Origin of the sequence: Thalassomonas actiniarum, from assembly GCF_000948975.2 — a bacterium.
Classification (GTDB): domain Bacteria; phylum Pseudomonadota; class Gammaproteobacteria; order Enterobacterales; family Alteromonadaceae; genus Thalassomonas; species Thalassomonas actiniarum.
In genome coordinates this window covers 335,571-361,227 of record NZ_CP059735.1, presented here as the reverse complement: position 1 = coordinate 361,227, position 25,657 = coordinate 335,571, and the positions used below count along the sequence as shown (strand labels likewise).

The following is a 25,657-nucleotide window of genomic DNA, read 5'->3' as shown; positions in this document are numbered from 1 at the left end:
CGCCATAGCTATCAAGGGGTGTACAATTATTTGTACACCCGTATTAAATAGCTGACGCCTGCCCCGGCAGTTAACTCACACGAAATTTTGGGAAAAATCCCCCTTTATGGTACAAACTAACGCCATGAGGATAACTAACCCCCCGGAAGATTATGATTAATTTAAAACGCTTTCATCACGTGGCCTACCGCTGCATGGACACCAAAGAAACGGTCGAATGGTATAAAGACAAGTTAAATATGGAGCTTACCGTTGCTATCGCGGAAAACGAAGTACCGTCAACGAAAGCGCCGGATCCTTATATGCATACCTTCTTGGATGCCGGCATGGGCAATGTCCTGGCATTTTTCGAGATCCCCAACTCTCCGAAAATGGGCCGTGACGAAAACACCCCGACCTGGGTGCAGCACATCGCCCTGGAAGTGGAAGATCTTGATGCCCTGGTTGCCGCCAAGGAAGAGCTTGAAGGCAAAGGCGTAGAAGTACTGGGGCCGGTAAACCACGGCGTGTTTAAATCTATCTATTTCTTCGATCCCAACGGTCACCGCCTGGAGCTTGCTGCCAATACCGGCACACCCGAGCAGTTTGCCGAACTCAAGCGTGTGGCACCGCTAATGGTAGAAGAATGGTCACAAACCAAACGCGCTCCCAGACATGCTGCCTGGTTACATGAACAGGATTAACAGCCGGATGCGACTACATTTGGGTTACATTTAGGAATGACCTGAAATTCAGCCAATTTTTGAGTGATATTTTTGAAAAAACCAGCAAGCCATTTGCTGGTTTTTTTGATCTGCCGATCTGTGCGCAGGCGGCACCGGCATTAAGTTGTAAAGAATTCAGACACTCTTGAAAAACAAGCAAATAAACGAAGTTTTTCGTATAAAAAGACAACAAATCAAGCGTAGGACAATAACCCGATTTTTTGTAAGACATTCGCCATTAACGGTTTTTTTTCTAATTAACGAAAGATTTTTTTACATTTTTTTTACCAGTAAAAACAGGCAAGTAAGATTTCCGCGATAAAAAAACGTTAAAAAAGTTTCATTTATAACTTGCTGCCGCGCTCATCTCGGGTAAAGTATTGAACAGCTGCTCAGGCAGCAAATAATAAAAACAGGGAACTGATGTGCAAGGAAAGCAATCGTTTATTCGCATTTTGAATAAATATTTTTGAATAAGGATGGTTTATTCAATATCAGGATGATGTACTTTTTAGGTCCAAGAGGACCTTATGGACAGCCAATAAGGCGTCAGGAAGACCAAGAATAAAAAAATATAGTACGGAAGCATTAAAAACAAATAGGAAGCGTTCAGAGATTACAGGGACTGTGCTAATAGGTTGGGAAACCGGTTATATCGGAAACTAAAAGTTGCAGGCAAAGCCTGCAATGATAATCTCCAGAAGCGATGGCAATGGCCATCGCTTTTTTTCTTTATACGCTTTTATTTTTCTATTGCTGACTTATGTCGTAAAATACCCGCCACAAACAGCATTAAGATTATTTTCCCTATGACCCGTAAAAGAAAATCCAGGAAGCCGGGAGTCGGCTCCATCGGCATAGTCAAAGACGACAAAACAAAAACAACGCCGCGCAGCGATAAAAAACCGAAAAAACAAACCGGCAATAAACCGGGCAACCGCCAAACGGAAGCGAAAAAGAAAACCAAAGGATCTCAGGGTCCGGGAATTAAAAAAGATCCGCGTATCGGCAGCAAAACCCCGATAGCTTTGGGTAAGCCGGCCCAGCCAATGACGAAACAGCCGAAGAAAGCCAAAGTTCAGGCCTCGCCTATCGCCGCAATACGCGATGTCGAGCCGGATACTTCGCTGGAGCAAGAGTTATACGCCATTGAAGAAGATGCGCAATTACAAAGCATTCTCGAAAAACAGGAAGAAGAGATCGCCCTGAGCGAAGCCGAAGTCGACTACTTCAATGAAAAAATGACCCGCCACCAGCAATTGCGTGAATTACTGGGCTGGGATGATGAAGACGAAGAAAGCGAAACCGGGCAGAAAGCGTCATCTGAAGACGAGCTTTGGGATAAGTTCGATAACAGCGATCTGTCGGAATTCGAATAAGGGATAAACCATGTCCACCCCCTGGTTAATAGCCATTATCGTTGCGGTTATCATCATAGCCGCACTGGCATTTTATGCCGGTAAATTATTGCGCCAGTTAAAGCAGCAAACGCTCTTACAGCAAAAGGCCGAACAAAAGCATCAGGCCGCCCTGGACAAGCACGACGCGAAAGTGCTTAACAGCGTTATCATCATAGTCCGGGCGATGAAGGAAGAGCAATGCGATTACAGCGAAGGTTGCTGGCGTTTAAGCGTATTATTGGATTCATTAAAGAAGAGCAGCGCACTGGATCAGCAATTTCCTGCTATATTTGAATTATATAATCGCATAAAGCATTTGACGATTTTAGATGAGCGTAAACAACTCGCTAAGCAGCAACGTATGAAACAGGATCTGGAACGTATGAAGGTTGAGGCCGAATTACGGGATAAGGTAAGTCAGGATCTTGAACTCTTACACCAGTACGCCAACGAGCGCTACCGGCTGCTAAGCAAATAATCTCGACGCTGCTCACCTTAATCGTCCGGTACTTTATTCAAATAATTCTGGTGAAAATTCTACTCTGTTAATTTTGTCCGCCGGCTTAGCTCCATCAGCCGCAACAGCATTAATAAGCCATGAATACAGGCCAGAGAGACTTTGAGGGGCACATTATGAGTGAGCAACTGAAAACACAATTTACCCAACGCATTGTTGCACTTCAGCAGCGGATAGATTCCATCCATCAGGACTTTGCCGAAGGCCGCAATGCCGACTGGTCGGAACAAGCGGGAGAAAGAGAAAACGACGAAGTCCTCAACGCCCTGGAGTCTGAGGCAAAAATAGAAATCCAGCAGTTATCCAATGCCATTACCCGCATAGATAGCGGCAACTATGGCATCTGCCTGGAATGCGGCGAAGAAATTGCCGAGAAAAGATTGCATGTGCAACCGGCGGCGATTAAATGCATTCAATGTGCCGACTGACCCCGACTTGAATCCCCGCTTTTCTTTTCCAGCTAAAACCTAAGCACAAAAGAAAAAGTCGGCTCAAGCATCAAGGGACTGAGCTTGAGCAGCAGTTGCAGTTGCAGTTGCAGTTGCAGTTGCAGTTGCATTATCATCAGGTTTAATTGCCAGGCGACAAGTTAACCTCAAAACCGCTTATCAATCAAACAAAAACCCTACAGGTTCTAGGCTTTTTTAGCCTAAGCTTGCGCTTGATCAAGGTACAAATCTCTCGTCGGATTATACTGGCTGTCTGAATTTTGCACCCAGCGTTTTCTATGGTGAATACAATGCAAGTAAGCCAGTTTTTCGATAACAAATTACTGAAGAAGTACAATACCAGCGGCCCCAGATATACCTCGTATCCGACCGCGCTGGAATTTAACGACCAATTCAATCAAGAGGATATGGTACAGGCCATAACCCATTCGGAAAACCGCGAGCTGTCCCTGTATGTGCATATTCCTTTTTGTCACAGCCTTTGTTATTACTGCGGCTGCAACAAGGTCGTTACCCGTCACCGCGATAAAGCCGATACTTACCTGGAATATTTAGCGGCGGAAATCTCTTCCCGTGCGGCACTATTTACCGACTATACCGTGAAACAGCTACACTGGGGCGGCGGCACGCCAAGTTTTTTAACCCATGAACAAATCACCTTGCTGGTTACCCTGCTCAAGAAAAAATTCAACTTTTCCGATGAGCTGGAAATGAGCATTGAAATCGATCCCAGGGAAATTGAACTGGATCTGGCTCAGCACCTGTTTGATCTCGGCTTTAACCGCCTGAGCATAGGGGTTCAAGACATAGATCTTAAAGTGCAGCAGGCCATTAACCGGGTGCAGGATACCGAGTTTATTCACCAGTTTATCCGCGAGGCAAAAGCGGTCGGCTTTAAGTCCATCAATATCGATTTAATCTACGGCCTGCCCCACCAGAGCATAGACACCTTCACCCGTACCCTGAACAAAGCCCATGAAATGGACGTAGACCGCATTTCCCTGTTCAGCTACGCCCATTTACCCAGCCGCTTCGCCGCGCAAAGAAAATTACGGGACGAATGGTTACCCAGCGTCGATGAAAAATTCGCGCTGATGAAACTGGCGATAGAAACCCTGTGCGGTTTCGGCTATGACTTTATCGGCATGGATCATTTCGCCAAACCGGACGACGAGCTGGCCGTCGCCCAGAAAAACGGCACCCTGCACAGAAACTTCCAGGGTTATACCACCAAAGGCAATTGTGACTTGCTCGGCCTGGGGGTTTCCGCCATCAGCGCCATCGGCAACAGCTATAGCCAGAATGTCAAAGAGCTCAACAGCTATTACCAAGAAATAGAAAACCACCAGCACGCCCAGGAAAAAGGCCTGGCGTTAACAAACGACGATATCATCCGCGGCGAAGTGATCCGCGAGTTGATGTGCAACCACTATGTCAGCAAAAAAGCCATCAATGACAAATTCGCTATCGATTTCGACGATTATTTCAGTGACGACCTGCCGTCGCTAAGCACTTTCATCAGCGACGGTTTGCTGACCAATACCGACCAAGCCATCACCGTCAGCCAGAAAGCACGGTTATTGATCCGCAACATCTGCATGACTTTTGACGCCTATATGAAAGAACAGCGCAATCACCAGCGTTTTTCCCGGGTGATTTAAACCCCAACGAACAAAGCGAGCAAAAAGGCACCGGGAGCTTTCTTTCGGCGCCTTTTTTATTTTTCCCTGCCGGATAGAAAAACCAACTCAATCCGAAAAACCTTTCCCAAACAACCCTGCTTCAACCAACAGCATAAACAGCCATTTCTTTAATGAACTATCAGCTCCACCAGAAAAATCAGAAAAAATGTGCAGAAAGCACAAATAAAAAGCAAATAAACGAAAAAAGTAAAAAAACTTTAAAAAGGCTCTTGTCAAAGCCCAAATACCGATATAGAATCCGCGCACTGTTTGAAAACAGCAGTAGACACACCTCAGTGGTGGCTATAGCTCAGTTGGTAGAGCCCCGGATTGTGATTCCGGTTGTCGTGGGTTCAAGTCCCATTAGCCACCCCATCTTTCTTCTCTCAAATCAAAAATATCTAAGATATACAAGTTCGTTTAAATACGCTTCCGCTTAACATTATTTAACTATATAATTTTTACTATTCGAAGCTAAACAGTACTCATCACCGAGAGGTGAACGTTATCGGCATATTATTGTGAAAATAGATCGAAACAAGCTTAATACCCTGTTGCGTAGCGGTTTAAATCCTGAAATTAAAACCCGCAAGCAACTGGCAACACATTTAAGTTTAGATCCCACCTCACTGACCCGATGGTTCGCAAGCCGGGATCGGTTGGGTAATCCAAGATACCCCGTAGTACCAGATCGACATGTCACTAAAATCCTTCAGCTATTTAAATTAGATCCGCAAAGTTTGAGTTTAAATGATGAAGAGTTTCGTCATTATTGTTTTGAAAACTCTTTGACAAAAAGTAATCATCAAAGCGATTTAGAGCAGAAGGAAAAATTAAGACAAGAATACGCCTTGCAAAGAAAATTAAACATCACGGATTATTCAACAGACCAAAATAAAAGGCCGGTTCTAATTATTTTTACTCTGGTTATATTATTCGTGGCGGCATGGTATGTTATCACCCTCCTTCCTTTCAATGATTCAAACTCGATAACCACTGAAAATAACATAACAGCAAATGATTCGCAGTGCTGGACCGGTTATTCCCCATCGCTCGGTGTTTTTGAGGAAGAAGATAAGGCCGACCCCTGCCATTATGGCAAATTGTTTCATAATGCTTTAATGCAGTTAAAAGCTGAAAATAATAGCCTGAATTCATCTTTGCCTATAACCGAGCCCTCCCAAAACCAAGCTTATATCACCTTTCTATCTGAACAATTAGAGTATCGCAGGATCCGGGATAATATTACCCTTAACATCGAACTTGGTAAAAGTGAGATGTACCGTTCAAACTATCAGACAGCCCAATCATATTTTCGTAATGCAAGTGAGATGTTAACGGCTTTACCTGAACCAAGCCCGCAAATGTCGACTGAAATATCAATTTATACGGCAAAAATTGCAGACAAATTGCGTTAGTGTGCTAACTTTTGCCTCCGTATTTATAAAACACCTTTAACAACAACCACTTGACTCAACCCCCCATACTTGTTAAATGAGTGTTTTTTAGACAAAATAGACACATAATTGGCCTTTTCTACCGGAAATAAACCAATAATTGACACATATTGGGCCTTTGCCAATCAGCTGAATTTGTCTAATTTACTCATCAAACTTTATAAACCTGCTTTCTTTGTTTCCTTTATTTTATGAAGGCAAGCTATTAGCAATAAGATAAAAACATGAATGTTAGTTGAGTGAACTTATATGCAGATCCCAGACAAAAATTCAAATCGACTTATCTCTTTTAAGCAAGCTTTTATGGTTATCGCTGTTGTAACAATATTGGCTCTGGCATGGGGCCGTATACAGGCAATGAGTAATAATACCCTGGTATCTCAAGAAGACTTTATCATTGCCACGGTAGAAAATGGTGACTTGATTCGGGAAGTGAGGGCACCGGGAACTTTAGTGCCCATTGCCTCGAACTTTTTATCTGCAACTTCTAACGGGCGGGTCAAAGAAATATTGCTTGAAGCCAGCGATGAAGTTGACATAGGCACAGTGGTAATGGTGCTTGATAATCCTGAATTGAGCCAGGCCGTTGATAAAGCTAAATTTGAAGTTGAAGTACTCCGGGCCGGATATCACTCACTTCAACAGCGATGGCAGCAATCGATATTAAAGCAACGTATTGTAGTGGCAGACTTTAATGCCCGGTATGAAATGACCAGGTTAAGAAGAGAAGCGAATCAGCGATTGTTAAATACAGGAGCCGTGTCCAATATCGACTACAACGAATCAATACTGTTAGAACAGCAACTTAAATTTCAGCATGAATTAGAACTTGAGTTACTGGCAAGCCTGCCGGCATTAAAACAAGCAGAACTTTCGGCTGCTAAAGCGCAAATCAACAAAGCAACGCGCCATTTAGCCTTGCAAGAAAAGCTTGCCGATGACTTAACGGTGAAAGCCAGCACCAAAGGCATCATACAAGAAGTCACTTTACAGGTTGGCGAGCCTTTCAAAGTTGGTACCGTGCTCGCGCGCATTGCCGAACAGGATAATTTAAAGGCCGAGTTACTGGTCCAGGAAAGCCAGGTGAAAGAGGTAGAAAAAGGCCAGGCGGTGATGTTATCGGCTGGCGGCAATATGGCTCAAGGCGTAGTCAGGCGCATCAACCCTTCGGTACAACAGGGAGTTGTTAAGGTCGACGTTTTCTTTAACGATGGCGCACTTCAAGGTGCCCGTCCTGATCTGCGTATTGATGGCGTGATAGAACTCGAGCATTTAAAAAATATCTTAAAGTTAAAACGACCGGTATTCACACAGGAATACTCCTCAAGCAGTCTTTTTGTGTTGAATGAAACTCAAACCGTTGCGGCGCGTAAGAAAATTAAGTTTGGCCGTAGTTCTGTTGACGATATTGAGGTGCTTTCCTCGCTTAGGGCAGGTGATCAAGTGATCATATCTTCAACGAATAAATATGATGAATTAGGACAAATACACTTACGCTAGCTGAAAATTTAGCAACGCAATCGATATACTTTTTACAAGATAATAATAAGGATAATTCTCCCATGCAGACGCTAATAGAAGACATACAATTTGCTTATCGGAGTTTTATGAAAACTCCGGCGGTTTGTGCCCTCATAGTGACGACTCTGGCACTGGGAATTGGTGCTAATGCAGCAATATTTAATGTCGTTTACAACGTATTAGTGGCCCCTTTGCCTTTTAGTGGCGGAGAGCGCCTGGTAAAGATCAATACCAACAAGCCAAAAATAAATAGAAATGACGTTCAGGTTTCCGTTCCAACCATGCTCGACTATCGTCAGAAAAATGAGCATTTATCTCACTTAGTTGAATACCATCAAATGAGTTTCACCTTACTTGGCCATGGCGATCCTAAAAGCTTGAAAACGGGTACTGTCAGCTGGGACTATTTTGAGATGCTGAACGTTAAGCCGATACTAGGGAGAACATTCTTACCGGGAGAAGATAAGCAGGGTGCGAGACCCTTGATTGTTTTATCACACCATTATTGGCGTGAAATGTTTGGCAGTGACCCTGACATTATTGGTACGAGCTTACAGATGAATAATAAGGCTCATCAAGTTATCGGGGTTTTACCACCAATGGCAGCATATCCGGTTAAAAACGACATCTGGGTAACGGCCCCTTCATGCCCTGTCCGAGGCAGTAGTAATGCAATAAATGATCGAAGCCGAACCATGCTGACCTTGTATGGCAAATTAAAAGCAAACTCTAGCCTGGCAAAAGCGAGTTTGGAGCTTAACAACATATCAAAACACTTAATCGCAGAATACCCAGATGTTTACCCTGAAAATCAAGGACTAAGTAACACCTTGATCCCCTTAAAAACCGAAATGGCAGCTCAGTCAGGCCCGACGTTTTACCTGTTAATGGCTATTACCGCACTGGTATTACTTATTGCTTGTGCCAATGTGGCTAATCTCAACTTAGTCCGCACCGCTAACCGCAAACAAGAATTTGCGATACGAGAGGCACTCGGTGCCAACCCCAGACGAATTGCACGGCAAGTATTAACTGAGAGTATTCTTTTGTCATTAACGGGTGGCTTACTCGGACTGATTATTGCCATTTTTACCAATGATTTGCTCGCTGGTTTTGCAGCCCATTACACCTCACTGGCAAGTGAAGTTAAAATTAATTGGAGTGTATTTGTATTTTGTTTAGTCATTTCAATGTTAACCGGGGTTATTAGCGGCGCCACAGCAGCCTTTCAAAAGCGCCATATCAATGAATCATTAAAGGAAGGCAGTGGCAATATCACGGCAAGTGGTGCAAGTAACCGACTTCGTAAAGTATTACTTATCATTCAGTTTAGTTTGGCGTTTATCGTTATCACCAGTGCGACCCTGGTTAGCCTGAGTTTGTATCGCTTGAATAACCAAGATACCGGCTTTAACAGTAGCGAAATCGTTGCCCTGCAAATGGGGCCGGGAGCTTCTAATGACACAGTGAAACAGTGGCATTACTTTGCACGGGAAACGGCGCACCGCTTAGAGCGTAAAGCTGAAATAGAGCAAGTTGCTTTCTCGACCACTTTTCCAATGACCGAAGGTCGCCGGCAATTAAGCTTTTTTCAAATTGAAGGACGTCCTCCAATAGACAGCAGCGAGCGTCCCGATGCGTTAAGAGCGGTGGTTTCACCCAACTATCACCAGGTACTTGCTATCCCTTTATTGCAAGGGAGATACCTTCAAGAAAGTGACGATGAAAATAATCCAGGTTCTATCTTGATTAATAAACGTTTTGCGGAATTATTTTTCGCCGCTGAAAACCCTATTGATAAACGAATTTCTTTAGATAAAGGCAAAACCTGGTTGAGCGTACGGGGTGTAGTTGCCGATACCAGAGAAATGGGCGTTGATATCGCCCCCGTGCCAACATTTTACAGCACCTTTATCGAATATACTCGCTGGAGCTGGATCAAGATGCTGATCAGAACAAAAGTACCATTAAACACCATAAGCACCAGTATCACGGATGCCATCCATGAAATTAATCCTCAGCAAGCGGTCCAGGGCATAACGACACTTAAGACCCTTAAAGACGAGTCGTTGTCATCGGCTAACCTGGTCGGTCAATTAGTCACTATGTTTGCGGTGTTGGCATTTGCTATTGCACTCAGTGGCGTTGTTGGCATTGTTGCCTATAACGTCAGTCAAAGAAGAAAAGAAATAGGCATACGAGTGGCACTGGGGGCAAATCCAAAACGTATACGTATGCTCTTTGCGGTGCAAGGTATGTCACTTTGTGCAATAGGTATAGCCATAGGGGCATTCATTATGGTGTTTATATCACCGATGTTAGCTAGGGTGCTATTTGAAACGCAGGCGCTGAATTTATCTATGTATTTAATTACCGGAACAGCCATTTCGCTGTTTGCAGCATTGGCTATTTTACTACCGGTGAAGCAAGCAACGGCTGTCCAGCCAAGCCATGCGTTGAGAGAACAATAAAAACAATGACTAAGCTAGAACTGACAGCTCGCTTATATAAAAATGAAGGAAAAAATAATGACTGATGAAGCTTTAATTAAATTAACAAAACTGACCAAAGACTTTACCAGCGATGCCGGGGTAACCAGTGCAATAAAGGGAGTTGATTTAACTATCAATGCCGGTGAATACTTAAGTATTGCAGGTCCTTCAGGTTGTGGTAAGTCTACCTTGCTGTCTATTCTGGGATTGCTTGAAACCTCGTCCAGCGGGCAATATTTGTTGAACGGCTATAAAGTACACGACTTGGATGTTTATCAACGCGCTGAAATTCGAAATAAAGAAATCGGCTTTATTTTTCAAGCCTTTAATTTAATAGGTGATTTAACGGTTTTAGAAAACGTCGCTTTGCCTTTGTCTTACCGGAAAATGAAAAAAGCAGAGCGTCATGAAATTGCGATGAATTCACTGGAAAAAGTGAATATGGCCGATCGTGCCAAATACTACCCAGCACAGTTATCCGGAGGCCAACAGCAACGTATTGCTGTCGCAAGAAGTTTAGTGGTGGATCCGTCTATTTTGCTGGCGGATGAACCTACGGGTAATCTCGATACCGCAAATGGCGGCGCCATCATGGACTTATTCGATGAACTACATGATGAAGGACGAACTATCTGTATGGTGACCCATGACGCCAGGTTTGCAAAACGCAGTCAGCGGGTTGTCCAATTAGAAGATGGTGTATTGCGCTGAAGGTAGTGGCCTGTTGCTCCTGGGCACCATTTCAGCTGGTATAATTTCCTCTGGACCAGGAGGGAGTTAATAGACAAAACGTTGCTCTTTGAACAATCACTTATTTTAACCGGCCAAATATTCAGTTCGCTATTGCACCGACGCCATACCCGTCCAACGATTAAACGCAGTATAAAACAGGTGATATGGCTAAAAACCCAAATGATAGCTAATCTCACTCATGCTCAGATTTTGCCCTGCATATTTATCTGGGGCACGCTGCTTTCTTACCTCATCAAATAAAATAAGCCAACGCCCTCAAAGAAGAATGGCCGGCGATGGCCATTCTTCTTTTTATTTATTCACAATAGCTCCAGCCCGATGATGAGCTTGAAGCACAAACAGCCTCACGTTACTAGCCGCCCGGCACCATACACAAGCCCCCTCAGGCGAGCTAAAAATAACAGGTTGTTATTTTTAGCTGAACACATCCGCATCATTCACATCAGCAAAAATGATGCTAATACTTGCCAAACCACCTGATATCCGTAACATAGCGCCGAGCAGTATAAACGTCGAAGGAAAGCGTTAGATGAAATGGCCAGTTTTAAGCTTAATTGTTTTTGTGTTACTTGGATGCACAAACAATACCGTAGAACATGTCAAGCAGCCTGATTCAGTTGTCAGATACCAGGATGACTCAAAGGATCCCACACGTTTTTCCAATTTATATCCGGGCAAAAAAACTTATCCAAAAACTTGTACTGAAAATTGTTACCGGCCATCAAAGCTAGTTGCCTGCAAGACACCTGCAGAAAATTGCCGTTTTATTGGCCAGCAGACCCCACCCGACTTAAATACCGGCTTTGCTATCCGCTGGCTCGGGCATGCCAGCTTCTATATTGAAAACCCCGACGGCACCAGCTTGTTGTTTGATCCCGTTAGCGAGCAGTTTGACTGGCCGGTCAACTGGGCGTTTCGCCTCAGCGAAGGATTCAACCGCCGACCGGGCGCCTGGCCGACAAAATCGGAAATCACCAACACAGATGCCGTCCTGTACTCACATATCCACTACGATCATTTCAATAAAGATGATATCGCCCAGGTAGGCAGCAAGGCCGAATACTTTGTGCCTCTCGGCTTTGCCGAGCACTTCCCCCAGGACGGTTACCGTATCAATGAAATGACCTGGTTCTCGTCAAAATCCTTAGGCGATCTGAACATTCATTTTGTCCCGGCGCACCATTTCAGCAGCCGTATCTGGGTACCTTACCTGTACGAAGACAACAATGCCGCGCTATGGGGCGGCTGGGTTATCGAGCACCGGGGCCAGCGGCTGTTTTTTGCCGGCGACACAGGTTATTCCAAACACTTTAGCGATATCCAACAACGTTACGGTGATATGGATGTCTGCTTAATGCCGATAGCCTCCTATTTCCATGAACAAAACGGTGACTGGTACCGCTATGTGCATACCACCCCGGAAGACTCGCTGCTGGCGGCCAAAGAGCTGAACTGTAAAGTGATGATCCCCTGGGGTTATGGCAACGCCAGCTGGAAAATGGGTGATCACAGCACTCACTCTGCCCTGCTGCGGTTATTAAATATGCATCAGGAAATGAAATCTGAAATCCCTTTACATATCCTCAATGAAGGCGAAGCTGTGGTGTTATAGCAAACCGCAGACCTGGTCGATGATTACGCCCGGGGGCAGGTTAAAAGCTCGGCATGATCGTTAAATGCTGCAGTTTTTCTTGCCAACGGGCCAAGACGGTTAATATTGGCTGAAGTTGCGGATACAGGTAATAGCCTGCACTACAGACGATGATAAACTGGCTCAAGCTCGCCAGCGGATAGCGAATTTCAAGCAGCTTCATCGCCGTGCCAAAAGATGATTTTAAGCGGTTATTGGATAAATCAACGCTATAGCACTCATCCAGCAGTAAATGTGTCAGCGACCCTAAAATAACAAACAGCGCCACCAGCAAAGCCATATTCAATGAAGCGTTCAATTGCAGGCTGATGATAATGCCAAGCAGCGCAAACATCACCACCGCCAAGATGGAATGCAAACAGCCCCTGTGTACGGTAATTTTTTCAAATAAGGGTTTGATAATATACCAGGTGGTTGCATAAATAGTGACGGCTGCCGCCCAGATCCCCAGCAGCGAAGACAAGGGATAAACCAAGACAAAGCTGGCGGCAAGGGTAAAGGCCAGGATGGAAAACAGCCAGCCAATCGAGGTTGAATCGTCGGCATCAAGGTCGGGCAACAACCCAGACAGCGCACCGATCACAATGAGCAATAAACTTTCCGGCATAGAGGCAATTTTCGTGGCCAGCACCACAGTGCCTAATACCGAGCTGGAGATAATACTTGCGCTTATATGGGTAGAAAAATTAGCCAATGAACATCCTAATCAATGGAAACGTTAAATCCAAACAAGCCATTCTGGGGCAAATGGTTTGCTTTGACAATCTCTTATATTGTTAAAACACATCAACGCCCCTCTAATTAAGCTGCTATAACCAATAGTTATCATGCCCTAATATTTTATGCCCCGTTTTTTTACCTAAAATAACGGCCTAACATAGTAAGCTGACCGTTATTGATTCCAGGGTTGCTGCACAAACCTCTCCTTCAGCAATTCAAGAAATTTACTGGTTCTGGCGGAGCGCGCGCGTAAGTCGGTGCCCAGTAAAGCCACGATATCGGCAGAGGGGAGTTGGTAATCGCTTAATAACCTGACTAACTCACCACTTTTTAACTGTGCGGCTACATCCCACTCGGAGCGCTGTATGATGCCGCAACCAGCCAATGCCCATTGCTTGATGACCCGGCCGTCATTACTGGCAAGTCTGGGATTAATACGGACAGCCTCCTGCTTATCGCTGCCGTTAGCCGTAAAACGCCACATAGTGACATCCTCGGCATTCTCTCTTAAAGCAATACAGGCATGTTGACGTAAATCCGCCGGTGTTTCCGGCTGGCCATATCTGGCAATATAAGCCGGAGAGGCACATAAAAAACGTCTGTTCGCTGCCAGTACGGACAGTTTCAACGACGAACTTCTCAACTCTCCGATATAGATCATAATGTCCCAGGCGTGGCCGCTTGACCAGTCGGGATTATCTGAGAGTTCAAGTTCTACCGAAAGGCTCTGATGCTGCCCCTGGAACTCGGTAACTAAGGGCGCAATATATTCCTGGCCAAAGCCCAAAGGCGCTAATATTTTTAAGCATCCGGAAATTTCATGCTGCTGGCTGTTAAGCACCTCATGCAGGTCATCCATTTCCGCCAAAATCAGCCGGGCGCGTTCCGCCAGCAACAAACCTTCGTCGGTTAAGCTGATCTGTCTTGCATGTCGCTCAACCAGTTTAAGCTTAAGTTTTTGTTCAATTATTTGCAGTCTTTGCGTAACCGTAGGCGGCGTTACATTTAACGCTCTTGCCGTGGCCGCCAGCGAAGAATGATTGGCAATAATGCGGAAAAAGCGCAAATCATCACTGTTTATCATTAAGTGCAAACCTAATCTTATAGTTAGTTTATGTTAATTTTAATCTACATTGAGTCCGGGTACAATCTTTTCACCGGCGAGATAAGCCGAGACTTATTAAATCGAGCAAAGACGAGATCACCAAGGGATCACAAATGTTTACAAGACTATTAATAACAATAATGACTGGGCTGTTAGCCTTACCGCTGGCGGCAGAACCACTTAGTCACTTAGAGAGCAAACTACAACCCAAGCAAATACAAGAAGATCTGACATCATGGCTGCAATGGCTGGAAAAAACCCACCCGGATTTATCCTATACGGTTAAAGATCCAAAAAAATTTTACCGGAATGTTGCCACCTTAAAAGAAAACATCAAAAAGCCGGTTTCAGTCCAACAATTCTGGCGTCAGGTTACAGTTTTAAATAGCCAGCTAACCGATGGTCATACCGGGATAGCCTTTGATGATACCCGCGCCTTAACCCGACAACATGTCGAAAATGGCGGCGCGCTTTTTCCCTTTGCATTGGTTTTCAATGAGTCCAAGTTAGTGATCACAGGTAAAATTGACGGCCAGCCATCAAAGCTTAAAGGTTATGCCATTAACAAAATCAACGGCATGCCAATTGACGATGTGCTGAAACCATTATTAACTCGCTTACACGGCGACAGCCTGCGTCATCGCCGGGCGATATTAGCCAGACGTTTTGCCAGCTATTACTGGCTGTATTTTGGTAATACTGAAACCTTCACCCTTGATATAACTGATAAAAGTGAAAAGACGGCCATCAACAATATCACCGTAGCTGCCAGCCATGCCGCAGTTAATAGCAATAAGATCTTTGAAGATAACTTTCAATTTGAAATTTTAGACAACAAAAGCGCCATGTTAACCATCAAGACCTTTAACTGGCCCGATAGAAAACGTTATTTTTCCTTTATCGAAGCGGCATTTAAAGAGATAAAAGCCCTTAACATACAAAAGCTCATCATTGATATCAGGGAAAACGGCGGCGGTGACGATGATATGTGGAAAAAAGGCATAGTCTCTTATATTGCTACGCAACCCTGGCGCCACGCCTCTACCTATAAAGTAAAAGTGATTGAAGGCAGGCAAAGTGAAGACAAGCCGTTAGGCAAAGTAATTTCAGGTGAGCTGAGCGCCAACAACCTGGTAGAAAATGATAACCCCCTTAGATTTGCAGGTGAAGTTTATCTGTTGATCGGTGCTTATACCTACTCCTCATCAATATTACTTGCCAATACACTACAAGATCACGGATTTGCCACCTTAGTAGGGGAAGCAACCGGCGGCAAAAGCGGCCAGACCGGCGGGATACAAAGATTTGTTTTACCGCATTCTCAATTAAAGGTTTTTGCCCCGCGCTTTATGCTGACACGCCCTAAAGGAGGCCACCACATGGAGCCGGTAACACCGGATATTACTATCGCTTATGATAAAACCCGGCCGCGGCAACTGGTTAATAAATTAATGCAAACCTGGTAACCACTCGAGATCAGTCAGGTGCTGCCCGGCTGATCTTATAGCCAAACTTTTAAGTTACTTTTCCAAACACAAAGGTAACCATTATTTTTAGGGAGCTTATTTTGGAACTCGCCCATTTCTCCATCGAGTTATTAGCCTTTTTGTTTTTTATCGCTATTGTCGCCGGGTTTCTTGATACCTTAGCCGGTGGCGGCGGTTTACTGACCGTACCGGCATTAATGATGAGCGGCATACCGCCGGTTGCCGCCCTGGCAACCAACAAGTTACAGGCCAGTACCGGCACCGCAACGGCAAGCTATATGATGTTGAAAAACAAAAAGGTAAGCTGGGATGAAATTAAGCCGCTGATGTTGTTTGCTTTTATCGGGGCAGCTGTTGGTACAACGATGATCCAGTTTGTTGATACCCGGGTATTAAGTTTTGTTATTCCGCTGGTGATGCTTTTTATTGGTATTTATTTTCTTATGGCCCCGGCCCTGGATAAGCAAAGCAAGCAGGCAAAAGTGTCTGCCAAAAACTATCAAAGACTGGTTGTCCCTTCGATTGGTTGCTACGACGGTTTTTTTGGTCCGGGAACCGGTTCCTTCTTTGCCCTTGCCGGGGTTTCTTTAAACGGACGGGGCTTTATTGATGCAACCGCCATCGCCAAAACCCTGAATTTTTCCACCAATATGGCATCACTGCTGGTTTTCCTTGTTGCCGGGCAGGTAATTTGGGCCTTGGGCTTCATCATGATCCTGGGGCAGGTTATCGGCGCCAGGCTCGGCTCCCATTGCCTGTTTACCATTAAGGTAAAATACCTGAGATACCTTGTGGTGACTATGTGTTTTGCCATGTTGGTCAAGTACGGTTTTACCTTCTAAGCTATTGGCTCAACTTTCTGATCCGGTTAATAGCTCCTTAAACCGGGTTTACGGTTTTGCTCCTGTGCTGTAACCTTGAAACCTGATATTTATCCGTCAGCTATTCAGATATAAGGCATAAGAAGGACAAGTGGTAAAAAAACATATCCTGGTCATCGAAGACGAATCCAGCATTGCCGACAACATCACCTATGCCCTGAAATCAGAAGGGTTTGCTGCTACCTGGGTCAGCCTGGGAGAAGAAGCCCTGCAGCGGTTAAGCGCCAGTCATGTCGATCTGGTTATTCTCGATGTCGGCCTGCCGGACATCAACGGTTTTGAAGTGTGTAAAACCATCCGCAAAAACTCAGAGGTACCGATCATCTTTTTAACCGCCCGCGGTGAAGAAATCGACCGTGTAGTCGGCCTGGAAATTGGCGGTGATGATTATGTGGTTAAACCTTTCAGCCCCCGCGAACTGGTTGCCCGGGTGAAAGTCATTTTAAAGCGCCAACGCGCCCAAACAAATCAGTCTGCCGCCTCAGGGCAAACCTTCACCTTAGATGAAGAAAAACGGCAAATCAGCTACTGCAACAGCCAGCTTGAACTTACCGCTTATGAATACGGCATCTTAAAGCTGCTGCTGAGCCAGCCGGAACGGGTATTTACCCGGGAACAGCTGATGAATGCGGTGTGGCCGACCCCGGAAGAAAGTTTTGATCGCGCCGTCGATACCCATATAAAAACCATACGCGCCAAGCTGCGAGCCGTAGACCCCAATGATTCCTCATTAGTGACCCACAGGGGTGTCGGTTACAGCATTCAGTTGCGCCGGGTACATCACTAGTGAGTCTCAACTTACGGATATTTCTGGCTTATTTCATGATCCTCGGTGTAGCCGCCTACCTGTTGCTGGATGTTTTTATGTCGGAATTAAAACCCGGCATGCGCCAGTCGACAGAAGACGCCCTGGTGGACATGTCGAATTTACTGGCAGAAATGGTCACCCGGGAATACATCGCCTCCCCGGATGATCTGCGCCACCTTACTGCCGACATGGACAGCTTTCTGCAGCGCTCACACAAGGCAAAAATCTCTTCGATAAACAAACAAACCAGCGATATCCGCATTTATATTACCGATGCCAAAGGCACAGTAAAATATGACTCGGCCAGGCGGGATGTCGGCAAAGATTACTCCCAATGGAATGATGTTTACCTGACTTTACGGGGACAATACGGCGCAAGAAGCACTAAGTCAGATCCCGATAATGAATTCAGTACCGTGATGCATGTCGCCGCGCCGATCAAACACAAACAGCAAATCATCGGCGTATTAACGGTCGCCAAACCAAATGTTACCGTACAGCCTTTTATTGAGATGGCGCGCACCAACATCCAAAAACGCGGCCTCTCCCTGGTATTGTTGTCATTAATCGCCGCCTTAACCCTGTCGTTCTGGCTGACCCGCTCCATCCGCAAACTGGTCAAGTACGCCGACGCTATCCGATGCGGACAACAAATAAAGGTACCGGCTCTTCGGGAAACGGAATTGGCCAAACTGGCCACCGCCATCGATGATATGCGCCGCGAACTTGAAGGCAAAGACTATGTGGAAAAATATGTCCATGCCCTCACCCATGAACTAAAAAGCCCGGTCTCCGCTATCAAAGGCGCCAGCGAGATCTTAAGCCCGCAAATGGCGGCAGCAGATCAAAGCCGCTTTATCGGCAATATTCAATATGAAGCACAACGTATCGATGAAATGATCAACCGCTTGCTGGCCCTGGTAACGGTGGAAAAACAGGATGCTTTAGAAAAAGTTGAACGCCTGGATTTGATCCCGGTGATCAATCAGGTCATCAGCAGCAAACAAACCCGGGCGGCCAAATGTTCGGTAACCATCACCAGCGAGATGCCGTCACAATTATTTATCTCGGGAGACAGCTTCCTGCTGGCACAGGCCATAGATAACCTGCTGCAAAACGCCCTGGATTTCAGTCCCGAAGGCGGCACCATCTCGGTTAAGGTCTCCCCGGGGATACAAACCAGCATACTTATCCGGGATCAGGGCTGCGGTATTCCCGCGTATGCTTTAGATAAGATTTTTCAGCGCTTTTACTCCCTGCCACGCCCTGATTCACAAAAGAAAAGCTCGGGGCTCGGCCTGTGTTTTGTCAAACAAATTGCCGAATTACACCTGGGCTCTATTGAACTTGATAACAACAAGGAAAAAGGGGTTTGCGCCCGGTTAACCCTTAACCTTACATAGCCGGAGCACAGATAAATACCTTGGTTATTTTTATCAAGCACACACAAAACACATAATCCGCCCACACAAGGCATTTATCCTGAGCAAAAAAACCCTCAGGAGTGCCTTATGCAAAAAAACTTATCGATAAAACTCGCCATCATCGGCTTTGTAACCCTGCTGTTGCTGATCCCGCTTGGCATGATTGCCGATAAAATCAGCGAAAGATCGCAATTCTTAACCCGGGCCAAACAGGATGTCAGCCAGAGCTGGACCGGACAGCAGACAGTCATGACCGCCATGGTGGTTTTTCCCTATGAGGTCAACCGGGAAACCACCCTGGTGGATAAGGTAAGCCAAAAGAAAACCCTGCACATCAGTAAGCTTGCCAAGCGCAGGTTTCTTATTCCCGACAACATCAAGATCAACGCCCAAATAACCAACGACATTCGCCATAAAGGCATCTACAAGATCCCGGTTTATACCACCCGTTTGGATATCAGCGGACAAATCAATACCGATAGCTGGCAGGCGATGCTAAAAGAGATCAAAAATGAAGCACACGGCGGCCGTTTGGGCCGGCCTTATATCACCACCACAGTCTCAGATCCCAGGGGTATCAACAGTATCCCGACACTGATGTGGCAGGATAAAAAAATTCCCTTCCAACCGGGTAGCAAGCTTTTGGAAAATAACAAAGGCCTGCATGCTTACTTACCTGAAATGCCGCCAATATCAGACAAGCCCGCCGCAGATATTTCAACCGGCAGCCTGAGCGAGCCTATCAAGTTTACTTTTCAGCTGGAACTTCGGGGTATGGAAGCCATCTCCTTTATCCCGGTTGGACAAGCGGCCAAGGTCCAGGCAAGTTCGACCTGGCCCCATCCGCAATTTATCGGCGAGTTCTTACCTGCATCCCGTAACATCAGCCAAGACGGCTACCGGGCGAACTGGAAAATCACGTCATTTGCCAGCAATATCAGCGACAAAATAACACAATGTGAAAACAGGGTTTGTCAGCCCTTATTTACCAGCGATTTTGGCATCAAACATATTGAAGCGGTAGATATTTATCTGCAATCCGAACGCTCGGTAAAGTACAGCATGTTATTTATCGGCTTAAGTTTTATCAGCTTTTTTATCTTTGAAGTCATCATGAAATTGCCGATACATCCGATCCAATACACCCTGGTGGGATTTGCCATCGCGATCTTTTACTTATTGCTGATCTCCCTGTCCGAGCATATTGCTTTTCTACTGGCCTACCTGGTAGCCTCCCTTGCCTGTACCGGTTTGCTGCTCTCGTATTTACGCTATGTCCTGGCAGGCTTTAAGCAGGCATTTGCCTTTGCCGCTTTACTGCTGCTGCTTTACACCGCGCTTTATATCATCATCAGCGCCGAAGACTTGGCCCTGGTTATGGGGGCACTGTTAACCTTTGTTTGCCTGGCGATTGTGATGTTCACCACCCGGAACATCGACTGGTACCAGGTCGGCGAACAGTTAAACAGCAAGCACAATGCCGCCTTAGCTGCCAAAGAAGAGCCATAACATGTTGCGTATCATACCGGCACTGCTGTTCCTGTTGTTTATAAGCTGGAATATCTTTGCCGCCAACAAGGGCGATAACAATATCTTTTTCGAGCTGGTGCGCTCACTGCCATACGGCGATAAGTTGGGCCACCTGGTGTTATACGGCACCCTGAGCCAGCTGACCGTGATCGCCTTTAACCACAAATGTCTGATGGTTAAAGGCTACCCGCTACCGCTGGGCGCCCTGCTGGTGTTATCCCTGGCCCTTATCGAGGAAATGAGCCAGTTGTTTTTAGTCAACAGAACCTTTGACTTTGCCGATATCAGCGCAGATATCGCTGGTATCATCATCTTCACCATGATGTTCAATAAGCGAAAAGCCAGGCATTAGCTGAACTTGCCGGGGTCAGGCGCAACTCAAGCCCTGACCCCTTCAAAAATAACCACGCCCTTAGCTAAAAGATGTCCTGCCGTTGGCCTGTTATGACAAAGGCTTTGCCTGGATTTTTTCTGCCAGACTCTGCAAATGTTCCCGAACCTGTTGCAGATTATCGGCATTTTGCTCTTTGGCCAGCTTCACCGCCACTTTTTGCTGGTTTAAGGCTCTTGCTAATTGTCCGGCCGCTTCATAACCGTCGGCTAAACTGTCACGGGCATTAACGGATCCCGGATAAAGTTTCACCGCCAGCTCAAACCCCGCTACCGCCTGCTGATATTTTTTAGCAAAATAGGCGTCGTAAGACATGTTGATCAATAACGCTTCCGGCGGTGATACCGCCCTGTTTTGCTGTTTAGCCAGTGCTTGATAGTGCTTTGTTACCGCAGCCAGGCCTTGATTAACTACCGACGGCGCTGCTGTCCAGCCGCGATAATGCGCTAACGCCAGCATGGCATTGTGCAGGGTTTTACTCGGCACCGACATATGGGTCTCTAACGGATAATACTCGCTAAACCAGGTGAAATTTTCAGGGGCCCGGCTTGCAAAGACTTTTGACAGACGCTCGAAATTTCCCCGGTAAACCGCTTCATTGCCCAAGGTTTGGTAATAAAAAGTCGCACTTCGATCCTGATCACTGATTTTGTTGCCAATATTCTCAACAAACGCTTTGTTACGCTCCCGATCGGATAAAGCCGGGCTCATGGCAATATAGGCCTGGAACAAGTTATCGGTTGAGCTCATGATATGCAAGACCCCCCTGGCCATAGCAGAATGTCCGGCCAGGGTTCGAAAAGCCCGGGTACGGTATTTCTTATCGATATAGGGGATAAGCTCTGTCTTAAGAAAACGGATGAAGGTATCGCCGGAAGCTTCGCTGCCATTTTTATAACTGGCCCTTTTAAAAGGACTGGCATCACGCAACCTTTGCCTGCCGTTATCGGCCACCAGGCCAACCACTATGTGCTGCGGGATCATTTCCGCGGTATCGCTGAGCCATTCCAGGGTGCCGGCAACTCTGCGGTAATGACTTTGGCCATCCAGGGTATAAAGCACGGGATATGTTTTATTGCCGCTTTGCCGATATCCCTGTGGCAGCTTAATCAGTAAGCTGCGCTCTTCATTTAATACCTTGGAGAAAAACTTCTCACTGTGGCCAAAAACAACCGGCTCACCGGCGAAGACAGCAAGAGAGAGCAAAGAGAACAGAGTCAAACAGCCCCGGATAAAAACAGCATGCAAACTAAGCTTTTTCATATAAATCGTCCGTAAAAAATAAACCGGCTTTCATTGTCAATAAATGCCTGCGGACAACAAGCCAAACGGCCTGATTTAGTGCTGATAAAAAGCTGATGATTAACTGATGAACGCGTGAAACCTGGCTTACAGCCAGATTTCACTAGGTATTCATCTTGACTTGAAATATACTTTTTCTTTCCTTGATCAAGTATTACCGGCACCTGTATTTGAGATAATGAATGAGTGAAGTTTATATCGGAGAATTTCGCGTTAATATTAACCGCAGCGAAATCATCCATCAGCAAACCGTATTGACCTTAGAGCCCAAGGTGTTAAAAGTGTTATTGCTTTTGGCTAACAAGCCGGGGGAAATCGTCTCTCATCAGGAATTGCTGGCGCAGGTGTGGCCGGATGTGGTGGTGGAAGCCAATACCCTGCAACGTTGTATCGCCCAATTGCGCAAGGCATTTAACGACAGCGCCAAAGCGCAAAACTATATCGCGACTCATCCGAAAATGGGCTATAGCCTGGTTGCCCGAGTGCACTGGCCTACAACAATACCAACATCCAAAAAAAACACGGCTAAGCTATCGAAAACAGCAAAGGTAACCGCGCTGCTTTCCCTGCTGCTGATCACTGCACTGACGTTTTATTTTACTTTACAACCCGCCCGCCAACCTATGGTATTTACCCATGTCACCCCGGTGACGACCACAGATGAAACCGAGTACCGGCCAAGCTTTTCACCCGATGGCCGCTACCTGGCTTTTCAGCGCCATCAGGGACAGCAAAAAAATCACCTCTGGGTAAAAGATTTGCAGGAAAACCGCGAATTCAGGATCACAAAAGACAGCAGCATTTACGGCAAAGTCGCCTGGTCAACCGACGGCAGCCGCCTTGCTTTTACCGAAATGACCTTAGCTGCCGATAACCGGGACGGGGGCGAATGTATGAGCATTAACACCTTATCGTTTACCCTGGCGAAAAACCTGCCGCAATCCCCGACAAGTTTATATTCCTGTACTCACCTTATATATTCCCTGAGCTGGCTCAGCGGGCATAAGCTGGCGTTTACCCGGCAGCACCAGGATTACGCCGAGGTATTAACATTAGATAGCTCAACGCAACAATCAAACTTGCTCTATAAGCAAGAAGGCAAATATCCCTATGCCTTATCTTATTCCCCGCGTAAGCATAAATTGGCCCTGTTGCAGTTTGACAGCAGCAACAGGATCAACCTGCTCACCCTGGATCCCCAATCCGGCAATTTTCAGCAAGCCCCATTGCGGCTGCCGAAGAAGTTCCAATTTCACACCTGGATAGGTATGGACTGGCACCCCGAGGGAGACAAGGTACTGGTGGCCAACAGAAGTTCCTTGTTTGAAATGTCACTGGACGGCAACTTTCACGAATACCCGATCCCCACCTATCAAACCATTTCCGACCCCGCCTATCACCCCGACGGCCACCGGGTTGCCGCAACCCTGGGCATTGCCGATTTTGATATTGCCCAGTTAAGCTGGGGGCAAACCAATAATAAAGAAACGACCAGCCAGGTGTTATATCGCAGCACAGTCAACGAAGGCACGGCAAAATATCATCCGCTTGGTAAAGGGATCGCCTTTGCCTCAGATCGCAGCGGCAGTTACCAGGTATGGTACGACGACGGCGATAACCTGAAACAACTTACCCGGCTAAAGGCGGAGCAAAAGCTGCAATCTTTTATCTGGTCGGATACAGGCAAACTGCTGGTCCTTAATATCAACAACCAACTCCACTTGCTGGACCACCAAGGGGTTATAGAGCCGTTAGCGCACACCTTTTCGGTACTCAACATTTATCAATGGTTAGATGATAGCCGGCTGCTATTAAACACCACTTCGGGACAAAATCAGGAAATAAGGTTATTTGATATCGGCAGCGGCGAATCCCAAATATTACACCGGGGACAGGCCTCCTGGGCTCAACTGGACAGCCGAAAGAAGTTATATCTCAGTAATGCCGCCGGGCAAGTATTTACACTGGCTGCCGGTGAAAAAATACCACTGGACCAGGTTATTGCTTATAAGAAGTTTTTAATAGCCGCGGATAATATCGCCTTTAGCGACAGCGCCGGCGGCATCTGGTTATATCACCCGGGCAGCAACAGCAAAAAATTGCTGAATCGCCCGAGTCCTGCCGCCGTGAGGATTGATGATATAGATCTCAACAACCAAAGGTTGCTCTACTTAAATTATGTGCGCGGCAAAAAAGAGATCGTGATGTTTCATTAAAAGCATAAAACATCAATCAAAGGCACTGATGGTCTGCAACCGTTCAGCCAAACCCGGGTGAGTGCTCAGCCAGCTATTTTCCTGCTCGCTGTCTTCCTGTCCGCTATCCTCATGCAGCAATTCCATCGCCTGTTTCAACGCAGAAACATCACCATAAAGGGTGCGCATGCTTGAGGCCGAAAAGGCATCGGCTTCATTTTCAAATGCCCGGGAATAGCTCAGGTTCACCCCCATCACCGAGGCTTCAATCAAGAGATCCGCCACCAGGCTTAAGTCGCCGAAAATAACCGACAAGCTAATATAAAACAAAGAGGTCCGTATCATGTTTTGCATGTTATGGTTTTGTTTTATATGGCCGACTTCATGCAGGATAATGGCAGTTAGCTGTTCATTATTCTGCATTTTTTCAACCAAAACGTCGGTGAGAATAATAGTCCCGCCGGGCAAGGCAAAGGCATTGGCCGTCTCTTCCCAGCTGCGAAATTCCAGCTGATACGATTCAGGCTCCAGCTGCAACCTTTCAACAACGGAGCTGAATAACTCGCTAACCTGCTGTTTTTTCTCAGCAGACAGCTCAGAAGCTGAAAAAGTCGATTCATCCATGGATTTCAGCCCATGCTCACCTATTTGCTGATAAATTGTCTGCGGGATTTTTTCCGCCAGATATTGCGCAGACATAGGGATAATTGAGCTATAGAGTTTATAACCGGCAACCGCACACACCAGCAGCACCGCCAGGGCAATAAGTAGCCATGGCTGCTGTTTTTTTGTGTCTTTAACTGGCCAGGGGCTTGGATTCGACATCTTCGAGTGTTTGCCTCATAACATTATTGTTGTACTGGTAGACAATGCGCTGGCTTCTAAATAATTGCGGCAATTCGATGACGATAATCGCTAAAAAAATGAAGATTCCGAAAGTCTCGATGAAAAGCAGGCCGATAAGCATACCGAGCAGGTTTAAAAAACCAAACAGGGTTTTCCCCAGGTAGAAATGATGCAAACCGGCAACAAAAAAGTAATTCAATACCGCATAGTTGTCGGGATCTTTGATACGTTTTTTTTCCAGGGCGTAATAGGCTTTGCGTTTTTCTGCCGGTAATGCTGTGACCCTTTCTCTGAGGGCGTCCTCTTCTTGCTTGAGTTCATCCATATTCATAATCACCTCTT

Annotated in this window: 22 protein-coding genes and 1 tRNA gene; 18 read left to right on the top strand and 5 right to left on the bottom strand. The window is 46.0% G+C overall.

Translation table 11 applies throughout. The features are described from left to right. Positions 1–152: 152 nt before the first annotated feature. The 11 genes from SG35_RS01660 to SG35_RS01610 all read left to right on the top strand — a co-directional run bounded on the left by SG35_RS01660 (position 153) and on the right by SG35_RS01610 (position 12,587). Positions 153–683: a VOC family protein gene (locus SG35_RS01660; protein WP_044834051.1), complete on the top strand. Its 531-nt coding sequence runs from the start codon at positions 153–155 to the stop codon at positions 681–683. 830 nt (positions 684–1,513) lie between these two features. Continuing rightward, a complete protein-coding gene (yihI, locus tag SG35_RS01655) occupies positions 1,514–2,083 on the top strand; it encodes a Der GTPase-activating protein YihI (RefSeq protein WP_044834050.1) in 570 nt (189 codons plus the stop codon). Between the two features lie 10 nt (positions 2,084–2,093). Continuing rightward, positions 2,094–2,582: a DUF2489 domain-containing protein gene (locus tag SG35_RS01650; protein WP_044834049.1), complete on the top strand. Its 489-nt coding sequence runs from the start codon at positions 2,094–2,096 to the stop codon at positions 2,580–2,582. Between the two features lie 155 nt (positions 2,583–2,737). After that, positions 2,738–3,049 (top strand): TraR/DksA family transcriptional regulator, encoded by a 312-nt coding sequence (locus SG35_RS01645; RefSeq protein ID WP_044834048.1) that lies wholly within the window; start codon positions 2,738–2,740, stop codon positions 3,047–3,049. A gap of 311 nt (positions 3,050–3,360) precedes the next feature. Next, positions 3,361–4,731, top strand: coding sequence for an oxygen-independent coproporphyrinogen III oxidase (hemN, locus tag SG35_RS01640; RefSeq protein ID WP_044834047.1), 1,371 nt, complete (start codon positions 3,361–3,363; stop codon positions 4,729–4,731). Between the two features lie 320 nt (positions 4,732–5,051). Next, a tRNA-His gene (locus tag SG35_RS01635) sits at positions 5,052–5,127 on the top strand. Between the two features lie 146 nt (positions 5,128–5,273). After that, positions 5,274–6,170, top strand: a complete 897-nt coding sequence (locus SG35_RS01630) for a hypothetical protein (RefSeq protein WP_044834045.1) — start codon at positions 5,274–5,276, stop codon at positions 6,168–6,170. Between the two features lie 342 nt (positions 6,171–6,512). Further along, positions 6,513–7,709, top strand: coding sequence for an efflux RND transporter periplasmic adaptor subunit (locus SG35_RS01625; RefSeq protein ID WP_044834044.1), 1,197 nt, complete (start codon positions 6,513–6,515; stop codon positions 7,707–7,709). A 62-nt stretch (positions 7,710–7,771) separates the two neighbouring features. After that, positions 7,772–10,201 carry an ABC transporter permease gene (locus tag SG35_RS01620; RefSeq protein ID WP_044834043.1) on the top strand — a complete coding sequence of 810 codons (2,430 nt, stop codon included), beginning with the start codon at positions 7,772–7,774 and terminating at the stop codon, positions 10,199–10,201. Between the two features lie 57 nt (positions 10,202–10,258). Beyond that, positions 10,259–10,933, top strand: coding sequence for an ABC transporter ATP-binding protein (locus SG35_RS01615; RefSeq protein ID WP_152646693.1), 675 nt, complete (start codon positions 10,259–10,261; stop codon positions 10,931–10,933). A gap of 571 nt (positions 10,934–11,504) precedes the next feature. Next, entirely contained in the window at positions 11,505–12,587 is a 1,083-nt protein-coding gene (locus SG35_RS01610; protein WP_044834041.1) for an MBL fold metallo-hydrolase, read from the top strand. 40 nt (positions 12,588–12,627) lie between these two features. Here the strand turns inward: SG35_RS01610 and SG35_RS01605 are convergent, their stop codons facing one another. Continuing rightward, positions 12,628–13,320, bottom strand: a complete 693-nt coding sequence (locus tag SG35_RS01605) for a metal-dependent hydrolase (protein WP_053043191.1) — start codon at positions 13,318–13,320, stop codon at positions 12,628–12,630. Between the two features lie 198 nt (positions 13,321–13,518). Beyond that, the gene (locus SG35_RS01600) at positions 13,519–14,430 is read right to left on the bottom strand and encodes a LysR family transcriptional regulator (protein WP_044834040.1); all 912 of its coding nucleotides are present in this window, start codon (positions 14,428–14,430) and stop codon (positions 13,519–13,521) included. A 161-nt stretch (positions 14,431–14,591) separates the two neighbouring features. Between SG35_RS01600 and SG35_RS01595 the strand changes: the two genes are divergently transcribed. The 6 genes from SG35_RS01595 (at position 14,592) to SG35_RS01570 (ending at position 20,933) form a co-directional block, all read left to right on the top strand. Continuing rightward, positions 14,592–15,917 (top strand): S41 family peptidase, encoded by a 1,326-nt coding sequence (locus tag SG35_RS01595; protein WP_044834039.1) that lies wholly within the window; start codon positions 14,592–14,594, stop codon positions 15,915–15,917. A gap of 101 nt (positions 15,918–16,018) precedes the next feature. Then, positions 16,019–16,780 carry a TSUP family transporter gene (locus SG35_RS01590; protein WP_044834038.1) on the top strand — a complete coding sequence of 254 codons (762 nt, stop codon included), beginning with the start codon at positions 16,019–16,021 and terminating at the stop codon, positions 16,778–16,780. Between the two features lie 130 nt (positions 16,781–16,910). Then, positions 16,911–17,606 carry a two-component system response regulator CreB gene (gene creB / locus SG35_RS01585; RefSeq protein WP_044834037.1) on the top strand — a complete coding sequence of 232 codons (696 nt, stop codon included), beginning with the start codon at positions 16,911–16,913 and terminating at the stop codon, positions 17,604–17,606. After that, on the top strand, positions 17,606–19,030 hold the full coding sequence (gene creC / locus SG35_RS01580; protein ID WP_044834036.1) for a two-component system sensor histidine kinase CreC: 1,425 nt from the start codon (positions 17,606–17,608) through the stop codon (positions 19,028–19,030). Before creB ends, creC begins: the two co-directional genes overlap by 1 nt. Before the next feature lie 108 nt (positions 19,031–19,138). Further along, positions 19,139–20,560, top strand: a complete 1,422-nt coding sequence (gene creD, locus SG35_RS01575; RefSeq protein WP_053043189.1) for a cell envelope integrity protein CreD — start codon at positions 19,139–19,141, stop codon at positions 20,558–20,560. Between the two features lies 1 nt (position 20,561). Then, the gene (locus SG35_RS01570; protein WP_044834035.1) at positions 20,562–20,933 is read left to right on the top strand and encodes a VanZ family protein; all 372 of its coding nucleotides are present in this window, start codon (positions 20,562–20,564) and stop codon (positions 20,931–20,933) included. 90 nt (positions 20,934–21,023) lie between these two features. On the opposite strand, the gene SG35_RS01565 is transcribed toward SG35_RS01570, so the two are convergent. Further along, positions 21,024–22,235 (bottom strand): alpha/beta hydrolase-fold protein, encoded by a 1,212-nt coding sequence (locus tag SG35_RS01565; RefSeq protein WP_044834034.1) that lies wholly within the window; start codon positions 22,233–22,235, stop codon positions 21,024–21,026. A 221-nt stretch (positions 22,236–22,456) separates the two neighbouring features. Between SG35_RS01565 and SG35_RS01560 the strand changes: the two genes are divergently transcribed. Then, the gene (locus tag SG35_RS01560) at positions 22,457–24,490 is read left to right on the top strand and encodes a winged helix-turn-helix domain-containing protein (RefSeq protein WP_044834033.1); all 2,034 of its coding nucleotides are present in this window, start codon (positions 22,457–22,459) and stop codon (positions 24,488–24,490) included. Between the two features lie 12 nt (positions 24,491–24,502). On the opposite strand, the gene SG35_RS01555 is transcribed toward SG35_RS01560, so the two are convergent. Both SG35_RS01555 and SG35_RS01550 read right to left on the bottom strand, forming a co-directional pair. Beyond that, the gene (locus SG35_RS01555; protein ID WP_044834032.1) at positions 24,503–25,294 is read right to left on the bottom strand and encodes a M48 family metallopeptidase; all 792 of its coding nucleotides are present in this window, start codon (positions 25,292–25,294) and stop codon (positions 24,503–24,505) included. Further along, positions 25,266–25,646 carry a TM2 domain-containing protein gene (locus SG35_RS01550; RefSeq protein WP_044834031.1) on the bottom strand — a complete coding sequence of 127 codons (381 nt, stop codon included), beginning with the start codon at positions 25,644–25,646 and terminating at the stop codon, positions 25,266–25,268. Before SG35_RS01550 ends, SG35_RS01555 begins: the two co-directional genes overlap by 29 nt. Positions 25,647–25,657 lie beyond the last annotated feature (11 nt).

Coding starts and splice junctions, on each gene's coding strand:
- SG35_RS01660 (WP_044834051.1), top strand. CDS start 153: ATGATTAATTTAAAACGCTTTCATCACGTGGCCTACCGCTGCATGGAC.
- yihI (WP_044834050.1), top strand. CDS start 1,514: ATGACCCGTAAAAGAAAATCCAGGAAGCCGGGAGTCGGCTCCATCGGC.
- SG35_RS01650 (WP_044834049.1), top strand. CDS start 2,094: ATGTCCACCCCCTGGTTAATAGCCATTATCGTTGCGGTTATCATCATA.
- SG35_RS01645 (WP_044834048.1), top strand. CDS start 2,738: ATGAGTGAGCAACTGAAAACACAATTTACCCAACGCATTGTTGCACTT.
- hemN (WP_044834047.1), top strand. CDS start 3,361: ATGCAAGTAAGCCAGTTTTTCGATAACAAATTACTGAAGAAGTACAAT.
- SG35_RS01625 (WP_044834044.1), top strand. CDS start 6,513: ATGGTTATCGCTGTTGTAACAATATTGGCTCTGGCATGGGGCCGTATA.
- SG35_RS01620 (WP_044834043.1), top strand. CDS start 7,772: ATGCAGACGCTAATAGAAGACATACAATTTGCTTATCGGAGTTTTATG.
- SG35_RS01615 (WP_152646693.1), top strand. CDS start 10,259: ATGACTGATGAAGCTTTAATTAAATTAACAAAACTGACCAAAGACTTT.
- SG35_RS01610 (WP_044834041.1), top strand. CDS start 11,505: ATGAAATGGCCAGTTTTAAGCTTAATTGTTTTTGTGTTACTTGGATGC.
- SG35_RS01600 (WP_044834040.1), bottom strand. CDS start 14,430: ATGATAAACAGTGATGATTTGCGCTTTTTCCGCATTATTGCCAATCAT.
- SG35_RS01595 (WP_044834039.1), top strand. CDS start 14,592: ATGACTGGGCTGTTAGCCTTACCGCTGGCGGCAGAACCACTTAGTCAC.
- creD (WP_053043189.1), top strand. CDS start 19,139: ATGCAAAAAAACTTATCGATAAAACTCGCCATCATCGGCTTTGTAACC.
- SG35_RS01570 (WP_044834035.1), top strand. CDS start 20,562: ATGTTGCGTATCATACCGGCACTGCTGTTCCTGTTGTTTATAAGCTGG.
- SG35_RS01565 (WP_044834034.1), bottom strand. CDS start 22,235: ATGAAAAAGCTTAGTTTGCATGCTGTTTTTATCCGGGGCTGTTTGACT.
- SG35_RS01560 (WP_044834033.1), top strand. CDS start 22,457: ATGAGTGAAGTTTATATCGGAGAATTTCGCGTTAATATTAACCGCAGC.
- SG35_RS01555 (WP_044834032.1), bottom strand. CDS start 25,294: ATGTCGAATCCAAGCCCCTGGCCAGTTAAAGACACAAAAAAACAGCAG.
- SG35_RS01550 (WP_044834031.1), bottom strand. CDS start 25,646: ATGAATATGGATGAACTCAAGCAAGAAGAGGACGCCCTCAGAGAAAGG.